We start from the raw sequence: 16,714 nt of genomic DNA on the forward strand, positions 1-16,714 counted from the left end.
GGGGGCAAGGTGCCCCCGATCCCTGTTTGGACGAGATTTGCGCACAGCTCGCTAAAAGAGGAAGACGCTAGCGTCTGGATGCAGCTGGTTATTCATCGCGTCGAAGGCGTTGGCGATATCCTCGATCCCCGGTTGACCGGACAGGCCGAAGTTGGAGGTTGGGGCGTTGGTGTCGTTAAGGACGTCCCGCACCGCGGCGCTCACCTCTCCCGGTTGGAGCGTGTGGTCGTGGTTCGTGTCAATCTGATTGAGAATCGCGATGATGGCGAGGTTCGAACTGGTCGCCGCGGAGAAGCTGAAATTGAGCTCCGGTTTACCGCCGGAGCCGTCGGGCACGGCAGTGACGGCAGCGGAGAGAAATGCCGCCGCCGAGGAGCGTTCGAGGTGGTTGATACCGCCACCATTGGCTCCCAACGCGTCCGCGATCGAGGGCGTTCCGTGGATCTTCGACAGGTTCTGGAAACCGAAGATGGTTTCAAAGGAGGTCTTGGAGGTCCAACCCGAATGGAACTCGCCCAACTCCTGGTTCAAGATATCGATGTGGTTCTTCCAGAAGCCCGGCGTCAAACCCTGGCCGGCCGGTGGCAGGAAGTTGGTGAAGTCGTTGCCGGTATCGGTGCCGCCGCTGCCGGGATTGTCGACCGTCTGCACGAGGATGCCGGTCTGCTGCGAGCCGGTCGGCACCACTTCGTAGATATTCTTGCCGACATCCGCGAGCGTCAGACCGCCGATCGACCAGGCGCCGCCGGCCCCCGTCGTCGTCGAAAGGTCGCCGGCGTCAAACACGTGGTTGCCGTTCACGTCGATGTAGATCGTCACAGGATCGTGCGACCATGGAATGTCGTCCGCCGTCTTGCCGTCGCCGGTCAGGTCCTCATACTTCGTGCCGGAGACCGAGAAGGACTTGAAGTTGGCGAAGTCGAGATCGTCCTGGTTGGTGCCCGAGGTGCCGGTGATGGTGCAGCCGGCGCTGCCCAGCGTCTGCTCCGAGCCGCCCGGCAGGACCTCGTAGACCGTGTCGCCGGCATAGCTGGCGTCCAGGCCGGTGAACTGCCAGAAGCCGTTGGCGTCCGTCGTCGTCGACAGCTCGCCGCCGTCCAGCGTCTTGTTGCCGTTGGCGTCGATGAAGATGGTCACACCGGCCCAGGCCTTGTCGTCGAGCCCGACGCCGTTCGTGCCGTCGTCGCCATTGACGTCCTCATATTTGTGGCCGGAGATCTCGAACTTCTCGAAGTTGGCGAAGTCGAGCCCGGTTTGGTCGTGGCCCGAGGTGCCGACGATCTGGTAGCCTGCCGCCCCAAGCGTCTGCACATAGCCGTTCGGCAGCTGCTCGTAGACCGTGTCGCCGGCATAGGTGTAGTCGAGGCCGGTGAACGACCACTGGCCGCCGTCATGCGTGACCGTCGACAGTTCGCCGCCGTCCAGCGTCTTGTTGCCGTTGGCGTCGATGAAGATGGTCACACCGTCCAGGCCGGCATCGCCCGTCGTCTGGCCGTCGCCATTGGCGTCCGTGTACTTGGTGCCCGAGATGTCGAACTTCTCGAAGTTGGCGAAGTCGAGCCCGGTCTGGTCGTGGCCCGAGGTGCCGACGATCTGGTAGCCTGCCGCCCCAAGCGTCTGCACATAGCCGTTCGGCAACTGCTCGTAGACCGTGTCGCCGGCATAGGTGTAGTCGAGGCCGGTGAACGACCACTGGCCGCCGTCATGCGTGACCGTCGACAGTTCGCCGCCGTCCAGCGTCTTGTTGCCGTTGGCGTCGATGAAGATGGTCACACCGTCCAGGCCGGCATCGCCCGTCGTCTGGCCGTCGCCATTGGCGTCGGTGTACTTGGTGCCCGAGATGTCGAACTTCTCGAAGTTGGCGAAATCGAGCCCGGTCTGGTCGTGGCCCGAGGTGCCGACGATCTGGTAGCCTGCCGCCCCAAGCGTCTGCACATAGCCGTTCGGCAGCTGCTCGTAGACCGTATCGCCGGCATAGGTGTAGTCGAGGCCGGTGAACGACCACTGGCCGCCGTCATGCGTGACCGTCGACAGTTCGCCGCCGTCCAGCGTCTTGTTGCCGTTGGCGTCGATGAAGATGGTCACACCGTCCAGGCCGGCATCGCCCGTCGTCTGGCCGTCGCCATTGGCGTCGGTGTACTTGGTGCCCGAGATGTCGAACTTCTCGAAATTGGCGAAGTCGAGCCCGGTCTGGTCATGGCCCGAGGTGCCGACGATCTGGTAGCCTGCCGCCCCAAGCGTCTGCACATAGCCGTTCGGCAGCTGCTCGTAGACCGTATCGCCGGCATAGGTGTAGTCGAGGCCGGTGAACGACCACTGGCCGCCGTCATGCGTGACCGTCGACAGCTCGCCGCCGTCCAGCGTCTTGTTGCCGTTGGCGTCGATGAAGATGGTCACACCGTCCAGGCCGGCATCGCCCGTCGTCTGGCCGTCGCCATTGGCGTCCGTGTACTTGGTGCCCGAGATGTCGAACTTCTCGAAGTTGGCGAAGTCGAGCCCGGTCTGGTCGTGGCCCGAGGTGCCGACGATCTGGTAGCCTGCCGCCCCAAGCGTCTGCACATAGCCGTTCGGCAACTGCTCGTAGACCGTGTCGCCGGCATAGGTGTAGTCGAGGCCGGTGAACGACCACTGGCCGCCGTCATGGGTGACCGTCGACAGCTCGCCGCCGTCCAGCGTCTTGTTGCCGTTGGCGTCGATGAAGATGGTCACACCGTCCAGGCCGGCATCGCCCGTCGTCTGGCCGTCGCCATTGGCGTCGGTGTACTTGGTGCCCGAGATGTCGAACTTCTCGAAGTTGGCGAAATCGAGCCCGGTCTGGTCGTGGCCCGAGGTGCCGACGATCTGGTAGCCTGCCGCCCCAAGCGTCTGCACATAGCCGTTCGGCAGCTGCTCGTAGACCGTATCGCCGGCATAGGTGTAGTCGAGGCCGGTGAACGACCACTGGCCGCCGTCATGCGTGACCGTCGACAGTTCGCCGCCGTCCAGCGTCTTGTTGCCGTTGGCGTCGATGAAGATGGTCACACCGTCCAGGCCGGCATCGCCCGTCGTCTGGCCGTCGCCATTGGCGTCGGTGTACTTGGTGCCCGAGATGTCGAACTTCTCGAAATTGGCGAAGTCGAGCCCGGTCTGGTCATGGCCCGAGGTGCCGACGATCTGGTAGCCTGCCGCCCCAAGCGTCTGCACATAGCCGTTCGGCAGCTGCTCGTAGACCGTATCGCCGGCATAGGTGTAGTCGAGGCCGGTGAACGACCACTGGCCGCCGTCATGCGTGACCGTCGACAGCTCGCCGCCGTCCAGCGTCTTGTTGCCGTTGGCGTCGATGAAGATGGTCACACCGTCCAGGCCGGCATCGCCCGTCGTCTGGCCGTCGCCATTGGCGTCCGTGTACTTGGTGCCCGAGATGTCGAACTTCTCGAAGTTGATGAAGTCCTGGTTGGTCAGGTCCTGGCCGCCGGTGACGCTGTTCTGGTTGATCTGCACCGGGCTCAGATGCGTCCAGCCCGCCTGGTTTTCTTCCTTGATAATGTAGTCGCCCGGCACCAGCCCGGTGAACTGGTAGACGCCGTTGGCGTCGGTCGTGGTCTGCGCCACCTGCTCGCCGGCATCGGCGACGTCGTTGTGGTTGGCGTCGTTGTAGAGGGTGATCGTCCAGCCGCTCACCGCGGTCTCGTCGCCGGTCGTAGCCAGGCTGCCGTCGGCGTCCACATATTTGTGACCCGAGATCGAGCTGAGCTGTGTGTTGATGAAGTCCTGGTTGGTCAGGTTCTGGCCGGAGGTGAGATTGCTTTGGTCGATCTGCACCGGGCTCAGATGCGTCCACCCCGTCTGGTTCTCTTCCTTGACCAAGTAATCGCCGGGCAGCAGTCCGGTGAACTGGTAGAGGCCGTTGGCGTCGGTCGTCGTCTGCGCCACCTGCTCGCCGGCATCGGCGACGTCGTTGTGGTTGGCGTCGTTGTAGAGGGTGATCGTCCAGCCGCTAACCGCGGTCCGGTCGCCGGTCGTCGCCAGGCTGCCGTCGGCGTCGAGATATTTGTGGCCTGATATCGAGGCCAACTGGAAATTGCCGAAGTCGTTGTTGTGGCTATCCTGGCCGGCCGCCAAAGTGACGGTATACTCGCCCTGCGCGTTGTTTGGCGCATCCTGCGACCATCCCGCTTGCGGCACTTCGCGGATAGTGTAGGTGCCGGGCGTGACGGTGAATTTATAATACCCGTTCGCATCAGTGACCGCAAACGGCTCGCCCGCATCCAGCTGGTTGTTGTTGTTGGCATCGAGATAGATCGTCCAGCCGCTGAGAGCCGGCTCCCCGGCCTCCCAAACATGGTCGGCGTTCAGGTCGTTGAATTTGTGGCCATCGATCACCTGGCCGATCTGGCGATTCCACTCCTCGAAGCCGGAATCGGCGGTCCAGGTGCTCTGTGCCGTCTCCGTAGGACCTTGATAAGTGCCGCCCTGGTAGCCGAACGCGGAATAGAGATAGATATAGGGCTTGGTCGGATCGAAATCGCTGACGGGAACCAGGAACGACATATCAGTGGTATTGCCGCTGCCCGGCTGGAGCTCACCGTTCAGCCCGACAAACGTGTCGCCGCCGGCGTCCATATCGTAGATCTTCGAAGCGTTGTCGCCCGCCGGAAAGCCGCCGGTGCCTTGAGCAGGGGTTGCTCCGGGTGCGTAATTGCTCAAATTGCCGACACTGGCCTGCCAGATCTGGAGCGAATCCAGGGAAAGGTTCTGTTCAGCGGCAGTGTTGGACTCGTTGATGTCGAGATCAAATCGATAATAGCCGACACCATTTATGAATTGAATCGGAATATCGGCAATGTTCACTGAGTGAACATACTGACCGCCACCCTTCGTGGTGTCATCGAGCACGACAGTGTTGGCGTCGGTGTTATACCCTTGCTCCGATGTGTTGTTTCCCGTAGTCGAGATTCGAACGAATGGGTCAAGCAGACCCGTTCCCGCACCGGTGATGACATCCGAGGAAGAAAAGATTGCGCCGTTGATCGTTACGGTGTTTGCAAAGGTCAGATCATAGGGTGGCGGGTTCAGCGGCGGCGGCGGCTTCGGCGCATCGGTGAAGTTCACCGATGCTGAGGCGCCGGTCGCCGCGTCAGATGCGGTGAGCACGAACGCCTGATTTGCCGCGTCACTGTCGACGTACCATGACGTCTGGATCGTACCGTTGACGACGCCGTCCAGATCGCCGGCGCCGCCGTCGGTGACGGTCCAGGGCGTGCCGGTGCCGGTCAGATCGTAGGCGAGCACATCGTCCGCGGTGCCGAGGAAGCCGTCCGCGCCGGCGCTGAGGTGGGCAACCTGGAATGTGAACGTGCTGCCATCCGAGACATTGGTGGTCGTGATCCCCACCGTCTCGCCGGGTGCGTAATCCGCATCCGCCTGGTCGAGCGAGATTGCAAGCGGTACGGGGTCTGTGCTTGAAGTCGTGGTGGAATCAGGTGTCGCGAGTGGATCGGTCGTCAGATTGTCGGTGATATCGCTGGAGGCCATGACATTTCCCCTTAAATCTGGACGCGGCAACTTTGGGTTCAATTACTCAACGTCGTTTCTATTTTCATTTCCCGCGGGAGGCGGGCTCACTGTCTGAAGGCTCTGGTGATCTGGTCCTGCAAAGGCTTCACCAGGTAGGACATCACCGAACGGTCCTCGGTCTTGATGAAGGATTCCACCGGCATGCCGGGCACCAGCTTGACCTCGCCGAGCCGCGCGACCTCGGTGGCGGTCGTCCTGATGCGGACGGTATAGTAGCTGACGCCGGTGCGCTGATCGGTGGTGATGTCGGGGGAGGTTCTCTCGACCACGCCATCGATCTGCGGCGTCGTGCGTGTGTTGAATGCCGAAAAGCGCAGCGATGCCGACTGGCCGACCCATAGCTTGTCGATGTCGCTGGGTGCGATCCTGGCTTCCACGGCAAGGCTGTCATTGTCCGGCACGACCTGCATGATCGTTTGGCCGGGCGTGACCACGCCACCGATCGTGTAGGCGATCGACTGCTGAACGATGCCGTCCTGAGGGGCGCGAATGTCGACCCGCTTCAACTGGTCCTCGGCGGCGACCTTGCGCTCCAGAAGCTCGCCCACCTTGCCGTCGATGTCGCGCAGGTCCTTGTTCACTTCGGTACTGAGGTCAAGGTCGATCTGGATGATCTGCAGCTTGATCTCGGCGATCTTCCCCTGCGCCTGCGCCTGCGCGGCAACGAGCTGGCCGCGTTCGCCGTCAAGGCGCGTGGCCTCGCGCTCGGCCGAAGTCAGGCGATCGATGGAGATGAGCTTCTTGGCCCAGAGCGTGCGCACTGAAGCGAGCTCCCTTTGCTCAAGTTCGATCTCCTTGCTCTTGGCATCCGCCTGGGCGACGTCGCCGGCGATCTCCTTCTCGAGCTGGGCAATGCGCTCCCCGAGTTGGTCCTTCTGGCCGGCGCGAGATGTGCGGCGCGTCTCAAAGTGCTGCTTTTCGCCAGCCACCGCCTCGGCAACATCAGGATCGGCGACGCGGTCCAAAAGCTCGCCTGGAAAGAAGATGGAGTCGCTCCCCTGGCGCTCGGCATCGAGCCGCGCCTTGCGCGCCGCGAGCTGGTCGAGCGCCTTGCTCACCACCGCAAGATTGGCGGCCGGCACGGTGCGGTCCAGACGCAGCAAAAGGTCGCCGGCTTTCACGCGATCGCCGTCGCGGGCATCGATCTCCGCGACGATCCCGCCGGTTGCATGCTGCACGTTCTTGACGTGGGAATCGACGACGAGCGTGCCGGGGGCGATAACCGCACCGGCAATCTCGGTGACCGTGGCCCAGCCGCCGACGCCTCCGCCAAGCAGCAGCACTGCTCCGAGCCCAAGCCGTATGTAGAAGCGGATCGATGCATGGGAGGCGCCCAGCGCAGCCATGTCAGTTCCCTCCCCCGGTTCCGTTGGCGGAAGCCTGCGGGGTGCCTTCCGTTGCCACTCTCAAGGGTGGATTGGTCCCCCGAACCGGCTTCAAGGGTGGATTGGTCCCCGGAACCGGCCGTAGCGTCGGGAACATCTTGGCGAAGACCTCGTCCTTCGGGCCGAAGTCATGGATGCGCCCCTGGTTCATTGCCAGGACGAAATCGACGGCGGTCAGCACGTTCGGGCGATGGGCGACGATGACAACCACGCCGCCGCGCTCGCGGACGCCAAGCATCGCCCGGATCAATGCCTGCTCGCCGTCCATGTCGAGGTTGGAATTCGGCTCGTCGAGCACCACCAGGAACGGATCGCGATAGAGCGCGCGGGCCAAGGCGATGCGCTGGCGCTGGCCGGCCGAAAGGGCCTCGCCATGCTCGCCGATCTCAGTCTCGTAGCCTTGGCGGAACCCCACGATCAGCTCATGCGCGCCGGCTGCCTTGGCGGCGGCGATGATTGCGGCAGAGTCGGCGTCCAGCTCGAAGCGGGCGATGTTTTCGGCAACGGTGCCGGCAAACAGCTCCACGTCCTGCGGCAGGTAGCCTACATGGCGCCCGCGCTCTTGCGAAGACCACTGGTCGAGATCGGCGCCGTCAAGCTTGACGCGGCCGCTTACAGGCTGCCAGGCCCCGACGAGAGCCCGCACCAGGGTGGACTTTCCCGAGCCGCTCGGGCCGATGATGCCGAGCCCGTGGCCTGCCTCCACGGCGAAGCTGGCATCCTGGACCAGCAACCGTTGCGTGCCCGGAGCCGCGATGGCGGCGTTGTACATCACGACATTGGCGCTTGGTGCCGGCAGCAGCATGGGTTCGGCCTCGGCGGGCATGGCCGCGAGCACTCTGGTCAGCCGTTGCCACCCCTGACGCGCGCTCACGAAGCCTTTCCAGTTGGCGATCGCGAGATCGACCGGGGCCAGCGCGCGGCCACTTAGGATGGACGCGGCAATGATGACGCCCGCAGTCGCCTGCTGCTCGATTACCAGCCAGGCGCCGATGCCGAGCATGGAGGACTGCAGCAGCATGCGCAGTACTTTCGATACCGCGCCGAAGCTGCCCGCAACGTCGCTGACCTTGCGCTGGTCGGCAATGAATTCGAGGTTGGCATCTTGCCAGCGCGACGCCAGCCCGCCAGCCATGCCCATGGCGGCGACCACTTCAGCATTGCGAGTGCCGGCAGTGATAAGCCCACCGCGCCGGTTCCCGCTCAAGGTGGCGGCCGAGACCGGTTTCCGCGTCAGCCGTTCGGCAAGCATCGTCAGCACGACCAGCACGATCGACCCGAACAGCGCCGTCACGCCAAGCACCCAGTGGAACATGAAGATGATGATCAGGTAGAGCGGCATCCATGGCAGGTCGAAAAGCGCCGTCGGACCCATGCCGGACAGGAAGCCGCGCACGCTGTCGAGATCGCGCATCGGCTGCAGGCTGTCGCCCTGGCGCCCGGCTCTTAGCGGCAATCTCAGCATCGACGTATAGACGCGGCGACCAAGCGCCTCGTCGAGAGCGCCGCCGATCCGCACCAGCACCCGCGCGCGCACGAAATCGAGAAAGCCCTGCCCGCAATAAAGGACGATGAGCAATATCGAAATGCCGACGAGCGTCGGCAGGCTGCGGCTTGGCAGCACGCGATCGTACACCTCGAGCATGTAGAGCGAGCCTGCAAGCATCAGAACGTTGAGCATGCCGCTGAATAACCCGACCGCAAGGAAGGCCGACCGGCAGCTGGCAAGCGCCGCGGCAAGCTCCGAGCAAGCGGAGCCGGCCGCCGGCCGCCCGATCGGTCTCGCAAACGGCTTGCCACGTGCCACGGTCGGACGATGTGCGTCGCCGACGGCATTTTGCACGGCGTCGCCGCGAGCGCGGAAAATGGCCAGGCAACCGAAACTCGCCATCGCCACCGCGCCGAGCATCGAGCCCGGCGATGCATGCCGGCCGGAGCCGAGGAGAAAGAAACTGGCGACGCATGCGACGAGGGTCAGACCGAGAAGCCTGATTCTTGCCTGTGCCGAACCAAACGTTGCCTTGCCCAGCATACCCGGAGCGACCCCTTACAGAACCCACAGTCACGACTTGCCTTGGACATTCCGGACACGTAAGCCGCCGTCATTGGCGTGTTGGCCGCGCAAACCGCCGGCCACCCCATGCCGAAAAACGTTCGGCGCCTAATTTCGCTGGAGAAGAAAGACCAAAGTGCCATGCGGACCAGGCGCCACCGGGCGGCTCGGCCCGTGAAAGGGCCAGCCCGATGGCGGTTCGCAGACAGGCGGTGGCTCAATGGTAATGGCTGTGACGGCTATAGAAGCCGCGCTTCATACCTCCCCAAAGTCAGTAGCGCCGAAACTCGTTGTTGCCGGTCGGGAGATTATTTGCGCTACCTTATATTAGGACATTGTTAACTCTACCGGAGCGTGCGTCAACGGGCGCTTCAATGAAAAGGCACAAATTTAAGCGCGAATACGGGCGGCAGGCATAAAGAATACTTCATGTTATTCTTAGGTCCGACTTTTACAGGCGACCTATGCGCTGGTCTGTCAGACTTCAGTTGTTGGACCTCAGTCGCGAACGCACCCACCTGGAAGCCGGCCGAACTGTGCAGCGCCCCCTGCCCGACGCGGTACCCGACGCCGCCAGCGAGCGCGAGCCGCTATTCTCGCCCGGCGAGCCGCTTGCACCGGGAGCGGATCTCGGCGGCGCCGTTCAGCAATGGGTGGCGCTGGAGTATAGGCCCGTGCGGGCGAAGGTGAGGGATCGAGCCCCTTGCCATGCCTACTTCTGCCGGAACGCCGTGTGCAGCGACGTCGTCAGCGGGCTGAGGATGTAGTCGAGCGCGGTGCGCTCTTCGGTGACGATCATCACCGAGGCCGGCATGCCGGGGTAGAGCTGGATCTGCGGGGCGGCGGCGAGTTCCTTTTCGTCCACTACGATATCGGCGACATAATAGGGAAATCCGGTCTTGGCGTCGGTGACGCGGTCGGCCGAGATGCGGGCCACTCGGCCGTGGATGATCGGCATCGTGCGCTGTTTGTATGAGGTGAAGCGGACTTCCGCCGTCATGTCGGCGCGCAGGCTGGAGATGTCCTCGACGCGCACCTGCGCCTGGACGATCAGCGAGTTGCGGGCCGGCACGATGTCCAGGATCGTCTGGCCGGACGCCACGATCGCGCCGGTGGAGAATACGGTGAGATCCATCACCTGGCCGTCATAGGGCGCGCGCACCTCGGCTCTGGTCATCGTGGCCTGGGCGGCAAACATCTTTGGCACGAGGTCGGCAAGGTTCGACTGCGTGTCGATCAGCATCGACGACAGCTTTGCGCGGCGCTCGTTGGTCAATTGTGCGATCTGGCTTTCGAGCTCGGCCTTGGTCTGGCGGCTGCCGGCGATGGCGCCGAGGTTCTCGTCGATAAGGCCCTGCAGGTCGGACGCGGAGCGGTCGAGTTCCAGGATGCGCGTGCGCGTCGTCAGCCCGGCCTTCAGAAGCTTCACGAGGCCGACCTTCTCGTCAACGGTCGATTTGATCTGCGCCCGGTAGGATTCGACGCGCGCCTGCTTGCCCGCGATCTGCTCGTCGAGCTCGGCGATCCGCTTCTGCAGGATCTTCGTGGCGCCAGCTATCGAGGCGCGCTGCGTTTCGAGGTCGGCGATCTGGTTGGCCATCGCATCCTGGAGGTAGGCCTGATGCTCGGCGGTGATGTCCTTCGGGAAGGCGACGGCGTCGCTGCCGTCGAGCTCGGCGCGGATGCGGGCGTCGGTCGCGCGCAGCAGCGCATATTGCTGGGAATAGAGGTTGAACTCGGCGCGGGCGCGGGTGTCGTCGAGGAGAACCAGCAGATCGCCGGACTTGACGATGTCGCCGTCCTTGACCCTGATCTCCTTTACCGTGCCGCCGTCGAAGTGCTGGACACTCTTGCGGTTGCCCTCCACCTTCACCACCGCGTCGGCGAGCACGGCGCCATTGAGCGGCGCAAGGGCCGCCCAGCCGCCGAAGACGCCGAAGAAGGCGACGACGATCGCCACGCCGATCCAGACCGGCGCCCTGATGGAATCCGGCTCGCCGGCCGCATCGGCGCCGGACAGGCTGCTATAGGTGGCGGCGATGTCGGTCATTGGGTTGCCACGGCCATCGGCGCCGCGCGCTGGTTGAGCAGCGCCACGATTTCGTTACGCATGCCGAAGGCCTCGACGGCGCCATCCCGCAACAGCAGGATCTTGTCGACATTGGCTAAAGTCGAGGGCCGGTGCGAGACGATGATGACCGTGCTGCCGCGGCGCTTGAGCTCGAGCGCGCAGTCGCTCAGCGCGCGGTCGCCGTCGGCGTCGAGATTGGAGCTCGGCTCGTCGAGCACGATCAGGTTCGGCATCCCGAAAACGGCGCGGGCGAGCGCGATGCGCTGCCGGTAGCCGCCGGACAGCACCGCCCCGCCCTCGCCGATCTGCGTCTCGTAGCCCTGCGGCAGGCGGATGATCATGTCATGCACGCCGGCGAGCCGCGCCGCCTCGATCACCTGGTGGTCGACATCGGTCTTGAAGCGGCCGATGTTGGCGGCGACGGTGTCGGAAAACAGCTCGATGTCCTGCGGCAGGTAGCCGATATGATCGCCGAGCGCCTCACGCCCCCATTGCGTGAGGTCGGCGCCGTCCAGCCGGACGGTGCCGCGGCTCGGCTGCATGATGCCGGCGAGATGGCGGGCAAGCGTCGATTTGCCGGCGCCCGAAGGGCCGACGATGCCCAGCGCCTCGCCGGCATCAAGCCGGAAGGAGACGTCGCGCAGCAGCACCTTCTGCAGGCTGGGAATGGCGAAGCTCAACTGCTCGACGGCGATCTTGCCGGTAGGTTTCGGCAGGTTGAACGAGCGCTCGTTCAGCGCGCCGCCGTCGACCAGCTTCTCGACCCGCACGAGCGCTGCCCGCGCCAGGATCAGGCTGCGCCAGAGGCCGACGATCTGCTCGACCGGCTGCAGCGCCCTGCCCAGCAATAGGCTCGCCGCGAACATCGAGCCGCCGGTGATCTGCCGCTCGATGACCAAATAGGCGCCGAGGCCGAGGATGAGCGACTGCATGGTGAGCCGCAGGAACCGGATCAGCCCGGACATCAGCGCGGCGCGGTCGCTGGCCTGCCCCTGGCGCCTGAGCGCCAGGTTGCGGTCGCGCCCCCAGCGGCGCACGAGACCGTCGATCATGCCCATGGCGCGAACGACCTCCGCGTTCCTCAGGCTCATCTCGGTGAAATTGTAGTTGGACGTCGCCAGATCATTGGCCTGCTTCAGCGGCGCGCGCACGACATATTCGTTGAGCACGGCCATGGCGATCAGAATGAGCGAGGAGGCAAGCGCGAAGAAGCCGAGCCAGGGGTGCAGCAGGAAGATGATGCCGATGTAGATGGGCGACCACGGCAAGTCGAAAAGGGCATGGACGCCGCTGCCGGTGATGACCTGCCGGAACGTGTCGAAATCGCGGATCGGCTGGCTTTGCGAAGAGCCGGGCGACGGGGTCTCGACGGAAGCGGCGAGGATCTTTGCCGACAGCAGCCGGTCGAGCCGCGCGCTTACCCGCGTCAGGATCCAGGCGCGCACCAGGTCGAGCCCAGCCAGCGCAAGGAAAGCCGCCAGCAGTACCAAGGTCAGCATCACCAGTGTGGTTTCGCTGCCGCTGGTGACAACCCGGTCGTAGATCTGCAGCATGTAGAGCGGCGAGGCGAGATAGAGCAGATTGATCGCCAGGCTGAACGCCGCCGCCACCAGGAAATAGCGGCGGCAGGCGAGCAGCGCATCCTTCACGATTCGAGATTTGCTATCGAGATTCACATACCCAGCGGAAAACCGCCCCCTGTCCAAACTGCTTGCCCGGAACCGATAGTACTCCCGATCCTTCGACCTGCCACGCGACCACTTCCTATTCCTGCCGTAAACCTTAATTCGTAAGCTGAATCAGGAACCGGCTTGTACAAAGCGAGCCGCGCATGTCGACGCGGCTCGCCTCTGGTTCACGCCACAAACTCGCTCGTTGTCAGCTGCACCACCGTCCGGCCGGTGCCGTCGTCGGCAAGTGTGAAGCTAGTGGTATCGTGGACGCCGAGGAGATGGAGCGTCGCATTGTGTATGCCGTCCGTGACGGTCAACGTTCCGCCAGCGCCGTCCAGGTCTGCCTGATAGGCAGCGGTGGTTCCGGTGCCGAACAGGATATCTTCAAGGTCGATCTTGTCGTCGCTGGTCATGCCGCCGATCCGGCCGCTGAAATCGAACGAGTCGTCCAGTTGCAGCGTGCCGGCCGCATTCTGCGCGAAGGTCACGTCCGTCGACGAGGCTGCGCCGAATTCCAGCTTCGACAGATTGCCGATCGTGGCATCGCCGTCGCCGGTGACCTGGCCGTGGATGAAGATGTCGCCGCCATTGGCCAACAGCATGCCGGAATTCGCCAGCGCGCCGGTGACTGTCAGGCCGCCCGAACCGGTCGCCTCCAGCGTCCCGGAATTGGTGACGACGCTGCCGCCCGTGTCGATGACCAGCGCGTTGGCGCCGGACGCGATGATGGTGCCCTGGTTGTCGAGGCTGAGCATCCCGCCGCCCAGCTGGCCAGCGCCCGAGATGGTGTTGTCGACATTGGTCAAAGTAACATCGGGTCCGGTGCCGGAGATCACATTCCAATAACTGTCGGAGAGCGCGATCTGGCCGCCGCCCTGCAGCGTGATGCCGTGCTGGATGAGCTCAAGCAGCGTTTCGTTGCCGGTCGAGTCCAGCGCGATTAGGCCGCTGTTGTTGATCGTGCCGCTCAGCGGCAGCATCGCGCCGTCACCGAGCGTCACGGTGCCCGGATTGTTGACCACCGGCGTCTGGTCGAAGGCGAAATTGCCGGCGCCGAGCGCGGAGGAATGAACGCCCTCCAGCGTGATCGACTGTCCGTCGCCGAGCGTGATCACCGCATTGCCGTTGGTATCGTCGACCATATGCGCCTGAACGTCGGCGAAGCTCTGGAAGCCGGAATAGCCGATGAGGTCGACCTGGTCGGCGGCCGCGTCGAAGCTGTGCACCGTATCGTTGCCGATCGGCTGCGAGAAGACAAAGAGGTCGTTGCCGCTGGACCCGGTCAGCACGTCGTCACCCGACCAGGCGAAGATCGGCGAACCCGGCGCATAGGCCTCGACATTGTCGGCGATCCAGGCGCTTCCCGTGGTGCCGTCGGCATTCACCCAAGTCATCTGGACGTCGAGCACTGCGGCGCCGGTGAAACTGGCCGGCGTAGTGACGGTCAGATCGTGGAGGTTGGTGGACTCGATCGTCCAGCTGCCGTCGGCATTATGGGTCGCGCCGTCGATGGTCCAGCCGGACGGCACGTCCTTCACCGTGACGGTGACGAGCGCGCCTTCGTGCGACGGATCGGTGAGGGCGAGATTGATCGGCTCGCCGGAGGTGCCGGCGGGGGCTACTAACGACAGGCCACCGGTATCCAGGAAATCACCAACTGCCACCGACGAGGTGCCTGCCAGATGGATTTCGAGCAGCCCAGAGTTACCTTGCGCCAATGCACCAGAGGTTTGGTTAGCATAGACGATCGTCTGATTGTTGGCGCTGTCAAAATGCCAGGCGATAGTGTGCGCCGCGATACTTGCGGCTCCCACGTCACTCGTTTTGAACGTCGTGAAAGCGGCAGCGGTAAAGCTCGTCAAATCGATCTTGTCGGTTCCGGAAGTGAAATCGGCGATCGTGTCATAATTGGCAACATTGTTGACAACGCCCGACTGGGAGTCGGTGATCGCATTGTATTTGAACGTATCGCTTTGCCCACCCCCTGCCAGAAAATCGCCTCCCCCATTTCCGGTAAGGGTGTCGGTGCCAGCACCAGCGACAATTCCATCGAAGCCTGAGCCGCCTGTGATGACATCGGTATTATTCAGTCCATAGAATAGATTTATTCCGTTTGTCGCCGATAAGGTATTATTTCCGGTATCACCAACGATGATATTTACCGGCACGGACAACGAGATGCTACCCGAGGTCGCATTCACCGTTACGTGATAGGTTTGATTGGTGCCAACATTGCTTCCACCGACCGACAGTAGCCCCGTGCTGCTGTCTACGCTGAACTTGCTGCTGTCCCCTCCCGCCGCGAGAGTGTATGTATATGTGTGGCTCCCGTCTGGGTCTCCGATGATTTTGAAAGTCCCCAGCGAGAGATTCTTGTTTAATTGGTTTCCCGTCTCGAGCCCACCAATTTGAGCATCTGTGAGCGACGCACTAATACCGGCGACCGCGACGGTAAAGTTGCTGCTAGGACCGGCTAGGCCGTGATTATCGGTGGCCTGAACCCCAATCGTGTAAGAGCCCGCGTTGAGATTCGAGCCGTCGGCGACGGTTACGACTCCGGTTGTCGAGTTGATTGCGAACAGGTTGCTGGGATTGCTCGTAAAGCTATAGGTAACCGTATCTCCGGCGTCGGGATCGGTCGAATTTGCCGTGACCCCTATGACCGTGCCATTCGCGGCGTTTGCGGCGACAAAATTGTTCGCGCTGTTGGCATCGGTAGGCACCGTCGGCGCCTCGTTGACATTGGTGATGCTCAGCACCACAGCCTTGCTGCCGGTCAGGCTGCCGCCGTCAGTGTCCACCACATTGAAGCTGTAGGAATTCTTCGCCTCGAAGTTGGCCGAAGCGTTGAGCGTGACCGCTCCGGTGCTGGCGTTAATGGTCAGCAATGATGCATCCGTGCCGGTCAGACTCCAGGTCTTGGTGTTGTTCGGCGCTGTGGTGTCTGGATCGGTCGCCGTGGCGGTGTAAACCACCGTGCTGGCCGGCGCGTTCTCCGCCACGCTCGCCGTCGCGGCCGAGGTCACCGTCGGCGCCTCGTTGACGTCGGTGACGCTCAGCACCACGGCCTTGCTGTCGCTCAGGCCGCCGCCGTCAGTGTCCACCACATTGAAGCTGTAGGAGCTCTTGACCTCGAAGTTGGCCGAGGCGTTGAGCGTCACTTGGCCGCTGGAATTGATGCTCAACAGCGACGCGTCGGTGCCGGTCAAGCTCCAGGTCTTGGTATTGTTCGGCGCCGTGGTGTCTGGATCGGTCGCCGTCGCGGTATACACCACGGTGCTGGCCGGAGCGTTCTCCGCCACGCTTGCCGTCGCACCCGAGGTCACCGTCGGCGCCTCGTTGACGTCGGTCACCGCAATGGTGAAGGTCTGGCTGCTGGTCAGGGTCCCGTCGGAAGCCTGAACCGTGACGCCATAGGCGTGGCCAGGTGCGCTCTCGAAGTCGATCTTGGTGGCGTCCGCCACCGTCACGATGCCGGTGACGCTGTCGATCGTGAACCCGCCACCCGAGGTGTCGCCGGTCAGCGAGTACGTGACCGTGCCGCCGTTGACGTCGCTCGAGGCCGCCGTGATCCCGACCGTCGCCCCGTTGGCGACGCCTTCCGAAACCGTGTTGGTCGCCGCATCGCCGTCCGTCGGCTGCGACGGCGCAACGTCGGTCACCGCAATGGTGAAGGTCTGGCTGCTGGTCAGGGTCCCGTCGGAAGCCTGAACCGTGACGCCATAGGCGTGGCCAGGTGCGCTCTCGAAGTCGATCTTGGTGGCGTCCGCCACCGTCACGATGCCGGTGACGCTGTCGATCGTGAACCCGCCACCCGAGGTGTCGCCGGTCAGCGAGTACGTGACCGTGCCGCCGTTGACGTCGCTCGAGGCCGCCGTGATCCCGACCGTCGCCCCGTTGGGCGACGCCTTCCGAAACCGTGTTGGTCGCCGCATCGCCGTCCGTCGGCTGCGACGGCGCAACGTCGGTCACCGCA

6 protein-coding genes are annotated in these 16,714 nt (G+C 63.6%); all 6 read right to left on the reverse strand.

Annotated features, from left to right (window positions below; translation table 11 throughout):
- Positions 1-51: 51 nt before the first annotated feature.
- Positions 52-5,514 (reverse strand): beta strand repeat-containing protein, encoded by a 5,463-nt coding sequence (locus FJ974_RS20180; RefSeq protein WP_226891307.1) that lies wholly within the window; start codon positions 5,512-5,514, stop codon positions 52-54.
- 86 nt (positions 5,515-5,600) lie between these two features.
- Complete coding sequence (locus FJ974_RS20185) at positions 5,601-6,902, reverse strand: HlyD family type I secretion periplasmic adaptor subunit (RefSeq protein ID WP_140539312.1); 1,302 nt, start codon at positions 6,900-6,902, stop codon at positions 5,601-5,603.
- Between the two features lies 1 nt (position 6,903).
- On the reverse strand, positions 6,904-8,622 hold the full coding sequence (locus tag FJ974_RS20190) for a type I secretion system permease/ATPase (RefSeq protein ID WP_413468361.1): 1,719 nt from the start codon (positions 8,620-8,622) through the stop codon (positions 6,904-6,906).
- A 1,084-nt stretch (positions 8,623-9,706) separates the two neighbouring features.
- The gene (locus FJ974_RS20195) at positions 9,707-11,044 is read right to left on the reverse strand and encodes an HlyD family type I secretion periplasmic adaptor subunit (RefSeq protein WP_140539313.1); all 1,338 of its coding nucleotides are present in this window, start codon (positions 11,042-11,044) and stop codon (positions 9,707-9,709) included.
- The gene (locus FJ974_RS20200; protein WP_226891309.1) at positions 11,041-12,714 is read right to left on the reverse strand and encodes a type I secretion system permease/ATPase; all 1,674 of its coding nucleotides are present in this window, start codon (positions 12,712-12,714) and stop codon (positions 11,041-11,043) included. Before FJ974_RS20200 ends, FJ974_RS20195 begins: the two co-directional genes overlap by 4 nt.
- A 206-nt stretch (positions 12,715-12,920) precedes the next feature.
- Positions 12,921-16,673, reverse strand: coding sequence for a beta strand repeat-containing protein (locus FJ974_RS20205; RefSeq protein ID WP_226891310.1), 3,753 nt, complete (start codon positions 16,671-16,673; stop codon positions 12,921-12,923).
- Positions 16,674-16,714: the final 41 nt, after the last annotated feature.

This window comes from Mesorhizobium sp. B1-1-8 (genome assembly GCF_006442795.2).
GTDB lineage: Bacteria > Pseudomonadota > Alphaproteobacteria > Rhizobiales > Rhizobiaceae > Mesorhizobium.